The organism is Nocardia nepalensis (genome assembly GCF_048910785.1).
In the GTDB taxonomy this organism is placed as follows: Bacteria; Actinomycetota; Actinomycetes; order Mycobacteriales; family Mycobacteriaceae; genus Nocardia; species Nocardia nepalensis.
On the sequence record NZ_JBKBET010000038.1, the window covers coordinates 338305 to 352260 of the forward strand.

Below are 13956 nucleotides of genomic sequence, written 5' to 3' on the forward strand. Positions count from 1 at the left end.
CCCGAGGGTGTATTGACAGTATGACAATAACGCCGTCGATCTGTGATCGAGCCGTCACGCATGCCGATCGGGCATAGTCGGGGCATGACCGACAATCGACCGCCGCTTGCCGTCGCACTCGATCTGGAACCGCATCCGGAGGGTGGGTGGTATCGGCAAACCTGGCGTAGTGCGGTGGAATTCACGCCGGAGGGATATTCGGGGCCGCGGGGCAGTGCGACCGGGATCTACTTTTTGTTGATGCCAGGTGAGCGATCGGCGCCGCATACGGTGCGCTCGGATGAGATGTGGCTGTGGCATCGGGGTGGGCCGCTGGTGCTCGACATCGGGGGTACGGAGGTGGTCCTCGGGCCCGATGTCGAGCACGGGCAGGTGTTGCAGGCCGTGGTGCCGGGTGGGGTCAGCCAGGCGGCGCGTCCGGCGGGCGCTGAGTATGTGCTGGTGAGCTGCATCGTTTCGCCCGGCTTCGACTTCGCAGACTTCACCCTCGACTGATTCAGTCGATTTCCAGCACACCCTCGTCGACGGCCCATTTGATCGTCTTCTCCAGCTGCGGACACGATTCCGGCCGTCCCGGGCCGTGCCCTTGCGCGCTGAGCTTGGCGAAGACCGGGCAGCGCGCGGCCGGATTCTCCGTCCACTGCACCGAGGTCTGGTGCGAAGAACTCTTGCGCACCAGCACCTCGCTCTGGCACGACTGACACCGCAGCGGTGTCAGTCCCTCCTCCAGATAGCGCTGCTTGTCGACCACGGTCTGGGCCTGCACCGCGGCCCGCCGCGCCGGTTGGTCGGCGAAGTCGGGTGCTTTCGCCCAGGTTGGCGCCATCAGACTCCTGCTTCCGCTTCCGTTTCCCGCTTGCGCCGCAGGTTTTCGGCGACCTCGGCCTCCCACGCCTCATTCGCCTTGGTGGTATCCACCTCGAACTCGAAGCGCTGGGTCATCTTCTCGGTCACGTCGGCCAGGTCGACATAGAACTGGTCGTACCAGCGACGCAGCTGGTAGACCGGCCCGTCCTCCTCGCAGAGCAGCGGATTCTCGACCTTGGACTTGTGCTTCCAGATCTCGACATCCTGCAGGAAGCCCACGCTGATGCCATCGGTCATCTTCGCGGCCAGCTTGTCGGCCATCTCACCGTCGACGCCCTTCGGCTTCTCCAGCGAGACGCCCCACTGCAGGACGAAGGAATCCTGGGTCACCGGGTAGTGGCAGTTGATCAGGACGCTCTTGACCTCGTACCCGCTGTAGATATTGACCAGCGGATTGATCATGTACGACGGCCCGAAGTACGACGCCTCCGACTTCAGCAGCGTGTCGCCGCCGTACTTGGAGGCCATGCCGATATCGGGGCGGCCCTTGGTCTCCAGGAACTGGGTGGCGATATGCCCCTCGAAGACGTTCTTGAAGTACGTCGGGAACGCGAAGTGGATGTAGAAGAAGTGGGCCATATCCACCACGTTGTCGATGATCTCGCGGCAGTTCGCGCCCTCGATCAACATGGAGTTCCAGGTCCAGTCGGTCCACCCGCTGTCGAGTTGTTCGCTCGGGTTGCCATCCGCGTCGGTGTACGGGCCGACTATGTGCGGAATGGTCACCTCCGGGGGCGGCTGGCTGCCCTCGACGTCGTGCCAGACGAACAGCTGTCCGTTGCGCTCGAGCGTGGTCCACTTGCGGGTCCGCGCCAGCGGCGGCACGCGCCGCGCATAGGGAATCGAGGTGCACTTGCCGCTGGTACCCGACCAGCGCCAGTCATGGAACGGGCAGGCGATATCGCCGTCCTTGACCTCGCCCATGCTCAGGTCGCCGCCCATATGCCTGCAGTAGGCGTCGAGCACCCGGAGCTCGTCATTGCTGTCGACCCAGACGACGAGCTTGGTGCCGAACACCTCGACCGCGTGCGGCTTGCCGTCGCGGAACGACTTCGCCAACCCGAGGCAATGCCATCCCCGCGCATAACGGGTGGGTGCCGAGCCCACATCGAGCTCGCGGACCTTCGCACCGCTCCCCTGTGGGGTAACTGCCATCGCGATTCCTCCTCCTTCTGTACTAGAACACGTTACAAAAATGTCGCGTTCCACGCCAGCGATTCAGGCGACCACCTGCGAATCGGTGGCGAATGGCTCTTATGGTCACCCGTTCTCGACAGAAATAAGAACCTGTTCTAGTCTCAGAGGCAAATGAGTACCGGTTACCAATCCGACCAGGCAGGAGCAGGTCCCGCGATGACGCAAGAAGTGACCGAACGGGTGGAAGCACTGTTGCCGACGCTGCGCGAGCGCGCGCAGGAGGCCGAGGACCTGCGGCGAATCCCCGACGAATCGATGAAGGCACTGCAGGAGACCGGGTTCTTCCGACTGCTGCAGCCCAAGCAGTGGGGCGGGCATGCGGCCGACCCCGTCGTCTTCTACGACACGGTTCGCAAGCTCGCCAGCGCGTGCGGCTCCACCGGCTGGGTGGCCGGCATCGTCGGCGTGCACAACTGGCACCTCGCGCTGTTCTCGCAGCAGGCGCAGGAAGATGTGTGGGGCGAGGACGACGAGGTGCGCATCTCCTCGTCGTACGCTCCGATGGGCGCGGGCACCGTCGTCGACGGCGGCTACCTCGTGAAGGGTGCGTGGGCCTGGTCCTCGGGCTCCGATCACGCCACCTGGGCGGTGCTCGGCGGTCCGGTGATCAAGGATGGCAAGCCGGTCGACTTCGGCAGCTTCCTGATCCCGCGCACCGACTACCGCATCGATGACGTGTGGAATGTGGTGGGCCTGCGCGGCACCGGCTCCAATACCGTTGTGGTCGAAGATGTTTTCGTGCCATCGCACCGGTTCCTGAGCTTCCGCGCGATGAGCGAGCTGAAATCACCTGGCCTGGAACAGAACACCGATCCGGTGTACAAGATGCCCTGGGGCACAATCCATCCCACGACCATCTCCACACCGATCGTCGGTATGGCCTACGGCGCCTATGCCGCTCATGTCGAACACCAGGGCAAGCGGGTGCGCGCGGCGTACGCGGGCGAGAAGGCCAAGGAAGATCCGTTCACCAAGGTGCGGGTCGCCGAGGCCTCCAGCGATATCGATGCGGCCTGGCGTCAGTTGTCCGGCAATGTCGCCGACGAATACGCACTGCTGGTGGCGGGCAAGGATATTCCGTTCGACCTGCGGGTGCGGGCGCGCCGCGACCAGGTGCGCGCGACCGGCCGGGCGATCGCCTCGATCGACAAACTCTTCGAGGCCTCCGGCGCCACCGCACTCGTGAACGGCACTCCGCTGCAGCGCTTCTGGCGTGACGCGCATGCCGGCCGGGTGCACGCGGCCAACGATCCCGAGCGCGCCTACGTCATGTACGGCACGCACGAATTCGGGCTTCCGGTCACCGACGGCATGGTTTAGGCGTGATCGAGGGCACCATGGACACAGCACCAACCGCAGCGGAACCGAGCGCTAGCGAGGTCTGGCTGTGACCGCGACAACCGAACTCACCTACGAATCGACCTCGCGGTACGCGCAGGTGCGGCCCGATCTGCGCCTGCACTACCACGAGGCCGGGGTCGGCAACGGCCCGACCATCGTGCTGCTGCACGGCGGCGGGCCCGGCGCCTCCTCCTGGTCGAACTTCGCTCGCAATATTCCGGTGCTGGCGCGCAACTTCCACGTGCTCGCGGTGGACCAGCCGGGATTCGGGCGCTCGGATAAGCCGATCGACCATCCGCAGTACTTCGTACACAGTGCCTCGGCGCTGAAGGATCTGCTCGATTCGCTGGAGATCACCGGACGGGCACACCTGCTGGGCAATTCGCTCGGCGGTGGTGCGGCGGTGCGGTTCGCGCTGGACTACCCGGATCGGGCGGGCAAGCTGGTGCTGATGGGTCCGGGCGGGTTGAGCGTCAACCTGTTCGCGCCGGACCCGACCGAGGGTGTGAAGAACCTCGCGAAGTTCAATTACGAGCCGACCAGGGCCAACCTCGAGGCATTCCTGCGGATCATGGTCTTCGATCAGTCGCTGATCACCGACGAGCTGATCGATGAGCGTTTCGCCTCGGCGAGCACGCCGGAGGCGCTGGCCGCGACCAGGGCGATGGGAAAGTCGTTCGCCGGGTCCGATTTCGAGCAGGGCATGATCTGGCGGGACGCCTACAAGCTGCGTCAGCCGGTGCTGCTCATCTGGGGCCGGGAGGATCGGGTGAATCCGCTCGATGGCGCACTGGTCGCGACGAAGATGATTCCACGGGTGCAGTTGCACGTATTCGGTGGTTGCGGGCACTGGGCCCAGCTGGAAAAGTTCGACGAATTCAACCGGCTGGCAACGGATTTCCTTGCCGGTGTGAAGGAGAAGTGATGGGCATTCGATCACTGGCGTATCTGCGCATCGAGGCCACCGATATGGCGGCCTGGCGTGAATACGGCCTCAAGGTGCTCGGCATGGTCGAGGGTAAGGGCGGCGATCCCGAGGCGCTGTACCTGCGCATGGACGACTTCCCGGCTCGGCTCGTCATCGTGCCCGGCGAAAAGGACCGGCTGCAGGTCTCCGGCTGGGAAACCGCCAATGCCGCTGAGCTGCAGGACATTCGGGACCGCCTGGATGCGGCCGGGGTGCCGTTCAAGGAGGGCACCGCACAGGAGAAGGCCGATCGACGGGTCTACGACCTGATCTCGTTCGAGGATCCCTCGGGCAACACCCTGGAGGCGTTCCACGGTGCGGCACTGGAACATCGGCGTGTGGTCAGCCCCTATGGGCACCGGTTCGTCACGGGCGAACAGGGACTCGGCCATGTGGTGCTCAGCACCAAGGACGACGCCGCCGCGCTGACCTTCTACCGCGATGTGCTCGGCTTCCGGCTCCGCGATTCGATGCGGCTGCCACCGCAGATGGTCGGGCGGCCCGCCGACGGTGAACCGGCCTGGCTGCGCTTCTTCGGCTGCAACCCGCGCCACCACTCGCTGGCCTTCCTGCCCATGCCGACCCCGAGCGGCATCGTGCATCTGATGCTCGAGGTGGAGGGTTCCGACGATGTCGGGCTCTGCCTGGATCGCGCGCTGCGCAAGAAGGTGAAGATGTCGGCGACGCTCGGCAGGCACGTCAACGACAAGATGCTGTCGTTCTATATGAAGACACCCGGCGGCTTCGACGTCGAATTCGGTTGTGAAGGTTTGGAAGTCGACGACGCGGACTGGATCGCGCGGGAATCCACCGCGGTCAGTCTGTGGGGTCACGACTTCACGGTCGGACAGCGGCAGCAGTAATGAACGACAGGGCGAGCGGGAAGACAATGACGACCGACGAATACCCCGTCATCGACGGACGGCAGTTCCGAAATGTCCTCGGGCAGTTCTGCACCGGCATCACGGTGATCACCACCTTCGGCGCCGACAGCGCCCCGATCGGCTTCGCCTGCCAATCGTTCGCCGCCCTGTCCCTCGACCCGCCCCTGGTCCTGTTCTGCCCCACCAAGACCTCCCGGTCCTGGGCGGCCATCGAACAGTCCGGAAGCTTCTGCGTGAACGTGCTGGCCGAAGAACAGCAGCAACTGTGCGCCCGCTTCGGTTCCCGCGAACCCGATAAATTCGCCGAAACCAACTGGCACACCTCGGAACTGGAGCTCCCGCTCCTGGACGACGCCCTGGCCACCATCCAGTGCAAGGTGGACAGCGTCGTCGACGGCGGCGATCACTACATTGTGATCGGCCGAGTCCTGGCCCTGTCGGAGTCGACCAGCTCCGGCAGGCCGCTGTTGTTCTACCGCGGCCAATACACCGCCATCGAACCGGATAAGACCGTGCCCGCGCCGTGGCGTCACGACCTCGAGCACTTCCTCACCACAACAACGCTGGACACCTGGCTCTGATCTGCAAAATGTGGCCCCGCCCGGAATAGACCGGACGGGGCCACATTTGGATGATCAGTCCGCGGAGCGGGTGCTGCGGAAGGTGAGGGCCACCACGAAGGTCAGGACGGCGATGCCGACCGCTGCGGCGAAGGCGGTGGTGATGCCGCTGACCAGGGCGTGTTCGGGTGAGCCTCCGGCATTGCGGGAGGCGGTGCCGAAGACGGTCACCAGGATGGCGAGCCCGAGGGAGGCGCCGGTCTGCTGGAGGGTTTGCAGTGCGCCACCCGCGGCTCCGGCCTCGGTCGGCGCAACGCTCGACATGATGATCACGTTGAGTGGCGAAAAGGCGAGGCCGATACCGCATCCCATCAGGATCATGGCGATGAACAGCAGCGGGAAGTAGCCACTGTCGACCGTCAGCCGGGTCAACAGCACCAAACCCGCCGCCATCGACACCGTGCCGATCACCGTCACCGGTTTCGGACCGAAGCGCGGCAGCAGCCGCGGGATCAGCCGGATCATGGTGAACATCAGCAATGCGGTCGGCATGAAGGCGAAACCCGTTGCCAGCGCGGTCAATCCGCGCACTTCCTGCAGGTACTGGGTCAGGAAGAAGAACATCGACATGCCGGCCATCGGGCCGAGGAACATATTGGCGTAGGCTGCGGCCCGATTGCGATCGACGAACAGCCGCAATGGCAGCAGTGGCTGAGCCGTTCGCGCCTCGATGGTCAGGAAGGCGGCGATCAATACGGCGCCGACCGCCAACCAGATATCGGTCCCGGCATCGCCCCAGCCGTGTGATGCGGCGCTGATGAAGCCGTAGACCAGTGCGGCGACGCCGCCGGTCGCGGTGACCGCGCCGGGCAGGTCGAGGCGGGCGGGCTGACGCTCGGCATCTGGCAGATAGCGCAGCGCGAGCACCACGACGGCAAGGCCGAAGGGCACATTGATGAACAGTGCGGAACGCCAGCTCAGCCATTCGGTCAGCAGTCCGCCGACGATGAGGCCGATCGCGAAACCCGCACTGGACATGCCCGAGAACAGCGCGAGCACCCGCATCCTGGCCTTGGGTTCGCTGAATGTCGTGGTCAGCAAGGCGAGGGTGCTCGGCCCGGCCATGGCGCCGCCGATGCCCTGTACGACTCGGGCGATGAGCAGCCAGGTCGCCGATGGAGCCAGCCCGCCTGCCAGCGAGGCCAGTGTGAACAGCGCCGTTCCGGCGATGAACAGGTTGCGGCGGCCGAACAGGTCACCGGCGCGGCCGCCGAGCAGCAGCAGACCGCCGAAGACCAGGGTGTAGGCGTTCATCACCCAGGACAGGTTGGTCGCGCTGAAGTGCAGGTCGGTGTGGATGCGCGGCAGGGCGACATTCATCACCGTGATGTCCAGAATGATCATCAATTGGCAGGTCAGCAGGGTGCCCAGCACTATGCCGGAGCGGAGCCGACCGGCTCGGGAGGTGGCGGGCACACGGGTGTCCGCGGAGATGGTGGTGGTCAAAGAACGCTCCATCGCATGAGTTTCAAACGGAGGGAGCCTCCGCTTCCAATGGAGCTATCATATGGAGGGTTCCTCCAGTTACGCAACTCTATCTGGAGGGTCCTTCCGTTTTCCAGTGGAGGGAATATGACAGCACCGTCGACGGGACGGCCGATGCGCGCGGACGCCCGGCGCAACTACGAGCGGATCGTGGCATCCGCTCAGGAGGCGTTCGCCGAACAAGGGCCCGAGGCGCCACTGGAAGAGATCGCACGCCGCACCGGCGTCGGCATCGGCACGCTGTACCGGCACTTTCCGAGTCGCGAGGTGCTGATCGAAGCCGTATACCGTTCCAGCATCGAACAATTGAGCGCCCGCGCCCACGAACTGCTCGAAAACCATTCCGCTGCAGAAGCTTTCGAAATATGGCTGCGCGAGCAGGTGCAGTGGGTGATGGACAACCGCACCCTCGCGACCACCCTGAAGGCCGGAATGGACAAGGGCTCCCCGACCTTCCAACTGTGCCGGACATTGATCACCGACGCGGCGGGCGCACTCCTGCAGGCGGCACAGGACGCGGGCGCGATCCGTCGCGATATCGAGCCGCGCGATGTGCTCCGATTCGGACATGGCATCGGGGTCGCCTGCGAAACGGTTCCCGAAGCCGCCGATCGCATGATCGAAGTGACGCTCGACGGGCTGCGCACGCCTAGCCGCACGGACTGAACATTGCGCCGGTAGCAACAGCCGAGGTGTCGGTCCCCTTCCCCGGAAGTAGGGCTAGGTCAGCGTTGTGCAGGAGGCGGCGTCGGGCAGTTCTTCTGCCAGGAAGACGGTTTGGGCCATCATCTTGAAGCCGGACATTTGTTCGCGGAAGACTTCGATGGATTCTTCGGGGTGGACCGAATCGATGACGGCGTGCGGGCCGATGGCGTTGAACTGATGGCTCACGCCGCGGGGGATCTGCATATCGACGAACGAGCACGGCGGGACGATCAGGTTGTATCTGGTGCGGTGCAGGTCGGGTGGGGTGTCGGGTAGGGCGTCCTCGAATTGCCTGGGCGCGAAGGGCGTTACGCCTTCGATGTCGGTTACTCGGAATGGCGAGAGACTGCTCACCCGGATATGGGTGTCGGGGCCGGTCATCATGCGGACGAAGCGCAGTCCGGTGTGCAGATGCATGCGCGAGCAGATGCCGCGCTCTTCGGCGTTGTAGAAATCCATGATGTAGCGGTCGGCGAAGAAGCCGTCGAAGGGGGTCTCGATCATGTAGACGTCGCCCTCTTCGAAAGTTTGGGATCGGATGATGCCGTCGGCGTCGGGTGCGGTCGCGGCACGACTTGCCTTCGCGTTCCGGACGATCTGGGCGAACGCTTGAACGACTACCGTGGCGACCTCGGCCGGGAATTGCGCGACGGGCGTGACGACATTTCGTCCCGCGTCCTTGAATTCGGCCAGGTCGTGGATCTCGTTCTCATCGTCCGCGTGGTACTTGATTCGGGGATCGGACATGCGGCTCCTCGGTGCTACTCCAACGTACGAATGCGGATCAGGGCCCGACCTCGAAGGACCGCAACCACAGCTCTAACGACAGCACCAGCCACAACTTGCCGCCCTGCCGCGGCAGCAGCGCACCGTCGCCGCGCAACCATGCCCGGATAGTGTCCTCGCGGAACAGGCCGCGCGCCCGGGCGGACGAGCCGAGCAGCAGGTCGTGCCCGAGCTCGCGCAGTGGTCCGGAGAGCCACTGCTGCACCGGAACTCGCATACCGCTCTTCGGACGGTCCACGATGGTCGCCGGAAGCAGGTCTCGCACAGCCTGTTTGAGAATCCACTTCTCGCTGGTACCGGCCAGCTTGAACCGCGCAGGCACGCGGAAGGCGTGGTCGATGACGGCGCGATCGAACAACGGCGCCCGTCCCTCCAAACCACTTGCGGCGGTGAGTCGTTCGACCTTGGTGAGAATGTGATGTGCGCCTTTGGTGCGCAGGTTGGTGTGCAGCAACTGGTTCAGCAGGCCGGTCATCCGGTCCTGGCGCAGATAGGGCGCGACCAGATCGGTCAATGGTGGTGCCTCTGCCAGTGCGGTCGAAACCTCAGGGCTCAGCAGCACCGGCAGGTCGCCGTAGCACTTGCGGTAGCTGTCCAGATAGGCCAGCGCCCTGGCGTCCGGAGCGGGATCGTCGCGGGACAACTCGAAGATCAGCATCGGCAGGTTCTTGGGTCCGCCGAAGACCGGATCGCCGCCCTCGCCGTTGAGTACCACCTGAACGCCGTCTGCGGCAACGGCTTCGGCGAGCATCAGGTTGGGCACGGTGAGCGGGTCGCCGACCGGACAGTCCAGCAGCGACACCGTCTCCGCCAGTCGCGACGCGACCGTTTCACCCGGGACCGTGAGCACTCGATGTTCGGTATTGCAGTGCGTGGCAACGAGTCCGGAGTACGCGAGTTCATTGGGCGTGGTCCCACCGAAGCTGATGGAATACGACCGCACGCGCTGATCGTGCAGTTTGGCGGCGAGGGCGGTGACCAGGCTGCTGTCGATGCCGCCGGACAGCAGCACGCCGACCGGGTCGCCGGCGGGCAGTCGCCGGGCGACCGCGTCCTCGAGCAGTTCACGGAGTTCGAGCGCGTGCTCGGCGGCCGACCGCGCATCCTCGACTTCGATGGGCTCCCAGTAGGTTTCCTCGGTCGTCGAACCGTCGCCATGTAGGCGAACACTGCGCCCCGGCAGCGCCTGGTGGATACCGCGCAGCAGCGTCTCGCGTCCCGGTAGGTAGGCGAAGGTGAGGAATGAGCGCACCGCGGGCAGATGCAGACCGGTCCGCAGTGCGGGCCAGCGGTGCAGTGCCCGCAGCGATGTGGACGCGGCCCAGCCCTTGTCCGTGTGCGCATGGAAGAGCGTGCGGGTACCGACATGATCGCGGATCAATACCAGGTCGTCGCCATCGGCAATGGCGAGTGCGAACATGCCGTCGGCGGCGGCGATGCCGTCGAGCCCGAAGCGGGCATAGCAGTGCAGCAGCAGTTCGCCGGCGGTGCAGTCCGGCCGCACGTCCGCACCGAGTCGGGCCCGCGGCCGGGCCGCGTTGAACAGCGTGACCTCACCGACCGCCGTCAACTTACCGACGGTGAACGGCCCCGCCGCGACACCCGGACCGGCCAGCAGCCCCAAGGCATAACGGCCGGTCACCGCCACCGGATCGCCGCCGACCGCCCGCACCTGACCGGCCGGATCATCCGGCGTCAGGAAAGCACACCAACGAGACATTGTTCCCCTCAGCCGAAATCGCCGCCGTCATCCCCGGCGTCATCGTCCCAGCCGCCGTAATCGCCACCTCCGTCACCGGAACCGGACGACTGCGCGACCGCCTGCCGCCGCAACTCCTCCTCTTCCGCGGCGGTCAGCGAACTCGGCGGCATGACCAGCGCGCCGAGCACCGCCCCGCCCGCCACCGCGGCCAGAATGCCGCCGAGCCGCCCACCGAACGAGGACCGATTCACGGTCAACACACCGTCACCCCAGAGCGTCCGCCCGAACCCCGCCTCCCGGCCGTACACGACGGATCCATTGCGGTACAAGCGTTTCACGACCTTCGGCCCGAGCGCCTCATCTGTCCCGGAGTTACCCCGATCATCCCGCCAGGCCACAACGCCCTCCGCACCCCGCGTCCGCCACTCCTGACGCCCATCGGCGTAACGCCGGTGCACAGACCCGTCAGCGAGCAATTCATCGGTATAAGTAATCTGCCGATGCTCCGGCACAGCGTCTTCCTTTCATCCGGCGGGCCAGCTCAGAAGGCCCGCAGTCCGGGCGCGGCGTAGCTCGGTCGAGTGCGCTCCCGCCACGCGCACCCCGCGAACCGGACGACGCAGCATCGCCGCCGGACGGACGACATCCACTCCGCCCCAGCGGCCGTACCGGAGCCACGCGCTCGCAGCGATCGACCACTGCCGCCACCGCGCCCGGCTGCCGGATGGTGTCCTGGAACCTCATGCGGCGGGCCAGGTCAGGAAACCCGCGTTCCGTACGCGGCGTAGCTCGGTCGAGTGCGTTCCCGCCACGCACAACCCGCGAACCGGACGACGCAGCATCGCCGCCGGACGGACGACATCCACTCCGCCCCAGCGGCCGTACCGCAGCCACGCGCTCGCAGCGATCGACCACTGCCGCCACCGCGCCCGGCTGTCGCATGGTGTCCTGGAACCTCATGCGGCGGGCCAGGTCAGGAAGCCCGCGTTCCGTGCGCGGCGTAGCTCGGTCATGGTGGTTCGGTGTGGGCGGACCTCACGGACGAGGCGGTGGACGGTGCGCAGCAGCGAGGCCGGACGCACCGCTTCGACCTCGACGAACCGGCCGCGATGCAGCCACGCGCGTTCCCACGGATCCAACTGCACCACAGTGGCGCTCGGCACCTGGGCGCGACGCGCCCCTTCGTGCTCCCGCGAACCGACCTCTGCCGCCCGGGCACCCGGTGCCGGGCGTGGGTCCGACTCCTGGCGCTCCCACGAGTCTGCCTGCGCCACCTCGGCGCTCAGCGTCGGGCGGCCCAGTGTGGCGTGTCTCCACGGATCCACCTGCGCCGCAGGGCCACTCGTAGCCGGAGCGAGAGACGGCCCTTCGTGCTCCCACGAATCTGGCTCTGCCGCCCGAACACCCGACGCCGGGGCGCGGTCGGACTCCTGGCGCTCCCACGAGTCTGCCTGCGCCACAGTGCCGCTCGGCACCTCATCGCGAAGCGACCCTTCGTGTACCCACGAATCGACCGGTGCCGGCCCGACACCTGGTGCCCGGCCTGGGTCCGACGCCTCGCGCTCTCGCTCCCACGAGTCTGCCTGCGCCGCCTCGGCGCTCAGCGTTGGACGGCCCAGCGTGGTGTGCCCGCATGGATCCACCTGCGCCGCAAACGTGGTCGTCGCCGGGTTGCGGCGGTGGGTCAGGTGTAGTGCGCCTGCTTGTCGGGGGCGAAGTCCCAGTGGGACGACTCGCACCCCGTCCGGGATATCGGTGAGGTGGGCTAAGCGCGCGGGGAAGGTGAGTCCTTCGGCGCTCGCATCGTGCAGGAGATAGATGGTGCCTTCGACGCGGGCGAGCATGCTCGCGACGCCGGGATCGAGTGGTAGTTCGGCGGCGCTCAGCACCGGGCAGGCCGATTCCATCGGTAATCCGTTGGCACGCAACATCTGTGCGATTGCGTCGGACTCGCAGACGAGCAGTCGTGGCAGGCCGTAGTCGAATAGGTCCGGTTCGGGGGTGTGCAGTCCTGCACGCGTGGCACGAGGCGGGGCCGGCGTCAGAAGGCCGGGCAGCTCGCCGTGACGTTCGAGCGCGACGCGGAACGACGCGTAGGGCAACGGTGCGGGGACCGTGAACGCGAAGCGCCGCGGGATCCGATGCAGCGGCGTGAGTATGCGGCAGACCTCGTAGTAGAGCTGGCGCTCGGTGAATCGCAGGCCGCTCGGCGCGCCGGCGCGTTCGGCGGCGATGCGCAGTAGCCGATCGAGCATATGCTGTTTCACCCGGTCGGCCACGTGAGGAAACCTACCTCGCGGGCGCGGCGGCGCTCCGGATCGGCCGCATCCTCGACCCGCTCGACCGCCCGTTCCACCACCGAAAGCAGCTTCGCGGGCGCAATCGCGGCGATCGGCGACCACCACCCGTCGGCGAGCCATTCGATCTCCGCGTGGGACAGCGATTCCCGGCGCAGGAACGCGGCATCGGCCGCCGATGGCCGAGTCTCGCGCAACCGCAACGCCGATGCGTTGGCCAATACCGCACCCGGCGACAGGCCGACCACCACGGCTCGGCTCCCGAGCGTGCCGCGGGCCTGCCCCGCGAGCGCCACACCGGCCAGGCTGGCATCGTGCAGCACGATCACCGGCACATCCGGCGGTAGCCGATCGATGCGGTCGGATAGCGCCATATCCCAGGTCTGCGGCACATTGTTCGCGATAAGGCAGGCGAGCACGCTGCGATCCGGGCACAGCAGCGCGAATCGAGGCCGGTCCACGGCCGGTGGTCGCACCAGAGCCTCGTCGACCGATCCGGGCGGCGGACCACCGTAAATGGATGTCCACCGGCCGAGCACATCCCCGCGGAAGATGTTGTACGACACCGGCATCGGGACGGTGGCCCGCTGTAGGAACCACGGCCGCGCCGATTGCAGACCGACAAGGGCCAGCGCCAGAACCAGCGCGCCGAGCGGAATCACCACCCCCGCCGGTACCGCGCCGCTGACCATCATGAAGAAGGCGACCACCACGATGGCCACCGAGACTCCGATGCGCACCCGCTTGAACACCCGCTGCTCATCCGGGACCTTCTTGCGCCCGGCCGCATACCAGAGCTGCATCGAGGTGTACCGCAGCCCGCGACCGTCACCGAGCCGCTCGGCCAGCTTGCGCACCCGGATATCGTGCAGCCCGAGCGGACTTTCCTTCGGCTCGAGCGCGAACTCCCGCTTACACGTCGAACAGCGCCGACCGCCGCGCTCCTTGCGCAGCAAGTTCGCATTGCAGTGCGGACAGATCACGGACTCATAGTGTCCGATTCCCCCACAGTTCGCGAGCCCAACAGAGGGTCGCACATACCCAGTGCGCGCCGCGCATAAGCTACAACCTTTGCGAAGTGCTCATAGGGTGTGCGACACCTCCG

General features: G+C 66.3%; 14 protein-coding genes. 6 read left to right on the forward strand and 8 right to left on the reverse strand.

Features of this window, described 5'->3' with window-relative positions; all coding sequences use genetic code 11:
- Positions 1-84: 84 nt before the first annotated feature.
- Positions 85-495 (forward strand): cupin domain-containing protein, encoded by a 411-nt coding sequence (locus tag ACHQ4I_RS36120; RefSeq protein WP_420776389.1) that lies wholly within the window; start codon positions 85-87, stop codon positions 493-495.
- Between the two features lies 1 nt (position 496).
- Here ACHQ4I_RS36120 and ACHQ4I_RS36125 read toward each other — a convergent pair whose 3' ends face one another.
- Entirely contained in the window at positions 497-826 is a 330-nt protein-coding gene (locus ACHQ4I_RS36125; RefSeq protein WP_420776390.1) for a hypothetical protein, read from the reverse strand.
- The gene (locus ACHQ4I_RS36130; RefSeq protein ID WP_420776391.1) at positions 826-2022 is read right to left on the reverse strand and encodes a 3-ketosteroid-9-alpha-monooxygenase, oxygenase component; all 1197 of its coding nucleotides are present in this window, start codon (positions 2020-2022) and stop codon (positions 826-828) included. Before ACHQ4I_RS36130 ends, ACHQ4I_RS36125 begins: the two co-directional genes overlap by 1 nt.
- A 198-nt stretch (positions 2023-2220) precedes the next feature.
- Here ACHQ4I_RS36130 and hsaA point away from each other — a divergent pair, with 198 nt between their 5' ends.
- From hsaA to hsaB, 4 genes are all read left to right on the forward strand, one after another.
- Positions 2221-3384 carry a 3-hydroxy-9,10-secoandrosta-1,3,5(10)-triene-9,17-dione monooxygenase oxygenase subunit gene (gene hsaA, locus ACHQ4I_RS36135; protein ID WP_420776392.1) on the forward strand — a complete coding sequence of 388 codons (1164 nt, stop codon included), beginning with the start codon at positions 2221-2223 and terminating at the stop codon, positions 3382-3384.
- Between the two features lie 67 nt (positions 3385-3451).
- Positions 3452-4330 carry a 4,5:9,10-diseco-3-hydroxy-5,9,17-trioxoandrosta-1(10),2-diene-4-oate hydrolase gene (hsaD, locus tag ACHQ4I_RS36140; RefSeq protein WP_420776393.1) on the forward strand — a complete coding sequence of 293 codons (879 nt, stop codon included), beginning with the start codon at positions 3452-3454 and terminating at the stop codon, positions 4328-4330.
- The gene (gene hsaC / locus ACHQ4I_RS36145; protein WP_420776394.1) at positions 4330-5235 is read left to right on the forward strand and encodes an iron-dependent extradiol dioxygenase HsaC; all 906 of its coding nucleotides are present in this window, start codon (positions 4330-4332) and stop codon (positions 5233-5235) included. The genes hsaD and hsaC overlap by 1 nt, the downstream gene beginning before the upstream one ends.
- A gap of 26 nt (positions 5236-5261) precedes the next feature.
- Entirely contained in the window at positions 5262-5837 is a 576-nt protein-coding gene (gene hsaB, locus ACHQ4I_RS36150; RefSeq protein ID WP_420776395.1) for a 3-hydroxy-9,10-secoandrosta-1,3,5(10)-triene-9,17-dione monooxygenase reductase subunit, read from the forward strand.
- Between the two features lie 54 nt (positions 5838-5891).
- Here the strand turns inward: hsaB and ACHQ4I_RS36155 are convergent, their stop codons facing one another.
- The gene (locus ACHQ4I_RS36155) at positions 5892-7334 is read right to left on the reverse strand and encodes an MFS transporter (protein ID WP_420776396.1); all 1443 of its coding nucleotides are present in this window, start codon (positions 7332-7334) and stop codon (positions 5892-5894) included.
- Positions 7335-7448: 114 nt separating this feature from the next.
- Between ACHQ4I_RS36155 and ACHQ4I_RS36160 the strand changes: the two genes are divergently transcribed.
- On the forward strand, positions 7449-8027 hold the full coding sequence (locus ACHQ4I_RS36160; protein ID WP_420776397.1) for a TetR/AcrR family transcriptional regulator: 579 nt from the start codon (positions 7449-7451) through the stop codon (positions 8025-8027).
- Positions 8028-8081: 54 nt separating this feature from the next.
- Here the strand turns inward: ACHQ4I_RS36160 and ACHQ4I_RS36165 are convergent, their stop codons facing one another.
- From ACHQ4I_RS36165 to ACHQ4I_RS36185, 5 genes are all read right to left on the reverse strand, one after another.
- On the reverse strand, positions 8082-8813 hold the full coding sequence (locus tag ACHQ4I_RS36165) for a hypothetical protein (RefSeq protein ID WP_420776398.1): 732 nt from the start codon (positions 8811-8813) through the stop codon (positions 8082-8084).
- Between the two features lie 37 nt (positions 8814-8850).
- The gene (locus tag ACHQ4I_RS36170) at positions 8851-10572 is read right to left on the reverse strand and encodes an asparagine synthetase B family protein (RefSeq protein ID WP_420776399.1); all 1722 of its coding nucleotides are present in this window, start codon (positions 10570-10572) and stop codon (positions 8851-8853) included.
- 8 nt (positions 10573-10580) lie between these two features.
- Positions 10581-11066 (reverse strand): hypothetical protein, encoded by a 486-nt coding sequence (locus tag ACHQ4I_RS36175; RefSeq protein WP_420776400.1) that lies wholly within the window; start codon positions 11064-11066, stop codon positions 10581-10583.
- 444 nt (positions 11067-11510) lie between these two features.
- The gene (locus tag ACHQ4I_RS36180; protein WP_420776401.1) at positions 11511-12833 is read right to left on the reverse strand and encodes a hypothetical protein; all 1323 of its coding nucleotides are present in this window, start codon (positions 12831-12833) and stop codon (positions 11511-11513) included.
- Complete coding sequence (locus ACHQ4I_RS36185; protein ID WP_420776402.1) at positions 12818-13834, reverse strand: hypothetical protein; 1017 nt, start codon at positions 13832-13834, stop codon at positions 12818-12820. Before ACHQ4I_RS36185 ends, ACHQ4I_RS36180 begins: the two co-directional genes overlap by 16 nt.
- Between the last annotated feature and the right edge of the window lie 122 nt (positions 13835-13956).

Coding starts and splice junctions, on each gene's coding strand:
- ACHQ4I_RS36120 (WP_420776389.1), top strand. CDS start 85: ATGACCGACAATCGACCGCCGCTTGCCGTCGCACTCGATCTGGAACCG.
- ACHQ4I_RS36125 (WP_420776390.1), bottom strand. CDS start 826: ATGGCGCCAACCTGGGCGAAAGCACCCGACTTCGCCGACCAACCGGCG.
- ACHQ4I_RS36130 (WP_420776391.1), bottom strand. CDS start 2,022: ATGGCAGTTACCCCACAGGGGAGCGGTGCGAAGGTCCGCGAGCTCGAT.
- hsaA (WP_420776392.1), top strand. CDS start 2,221: ATGACGCAAGAAGTGACCGAACGGGTGGAAGCACTGTTGCCGACGCTG.
- hsaC (WP_420776394.1), top strand. CDS start 4,330: ATGGGCATTCGATCACTGGCGTATCTGCGCATCGAGGCCACCGATATG.
- hsaB (WP_420776395.1), top strand. CDS start 5,262: ATGACGACCGACGAATACCCCGTCATCGACGGACGGCAGTTCCGAAAT.
- ACHQ4I_RS36155 (WP_420776396.1), bottom strand. CDS start 7,334: ATGGAGCGTTCTTTGACCACCACCATCTCCGCGGACACCCGTGTGCCC.
- ACHQ4I_RS36160 (WP_420776397.1), top strand. CDS start 7,449: ATGACAGCACCGTCGACGGGACGGCCGATGCGCGCGGACGCCCGGCGC.
- ACHQ4I_RS36165 (WP_420776398.1), bottom strand. CDS start 8,813: ATGTCCGATCCCCGAATCAAGTACCACGCGGACGATGAGAACGAGATC.
- ACHQ4I_RS36170 (WP_420776399.1), bottom strand. CDS start 10,572: ATGTCTCGTTGGTGTGCTTTCCTGACGCCGGATGATCCGGCCGGTCAG.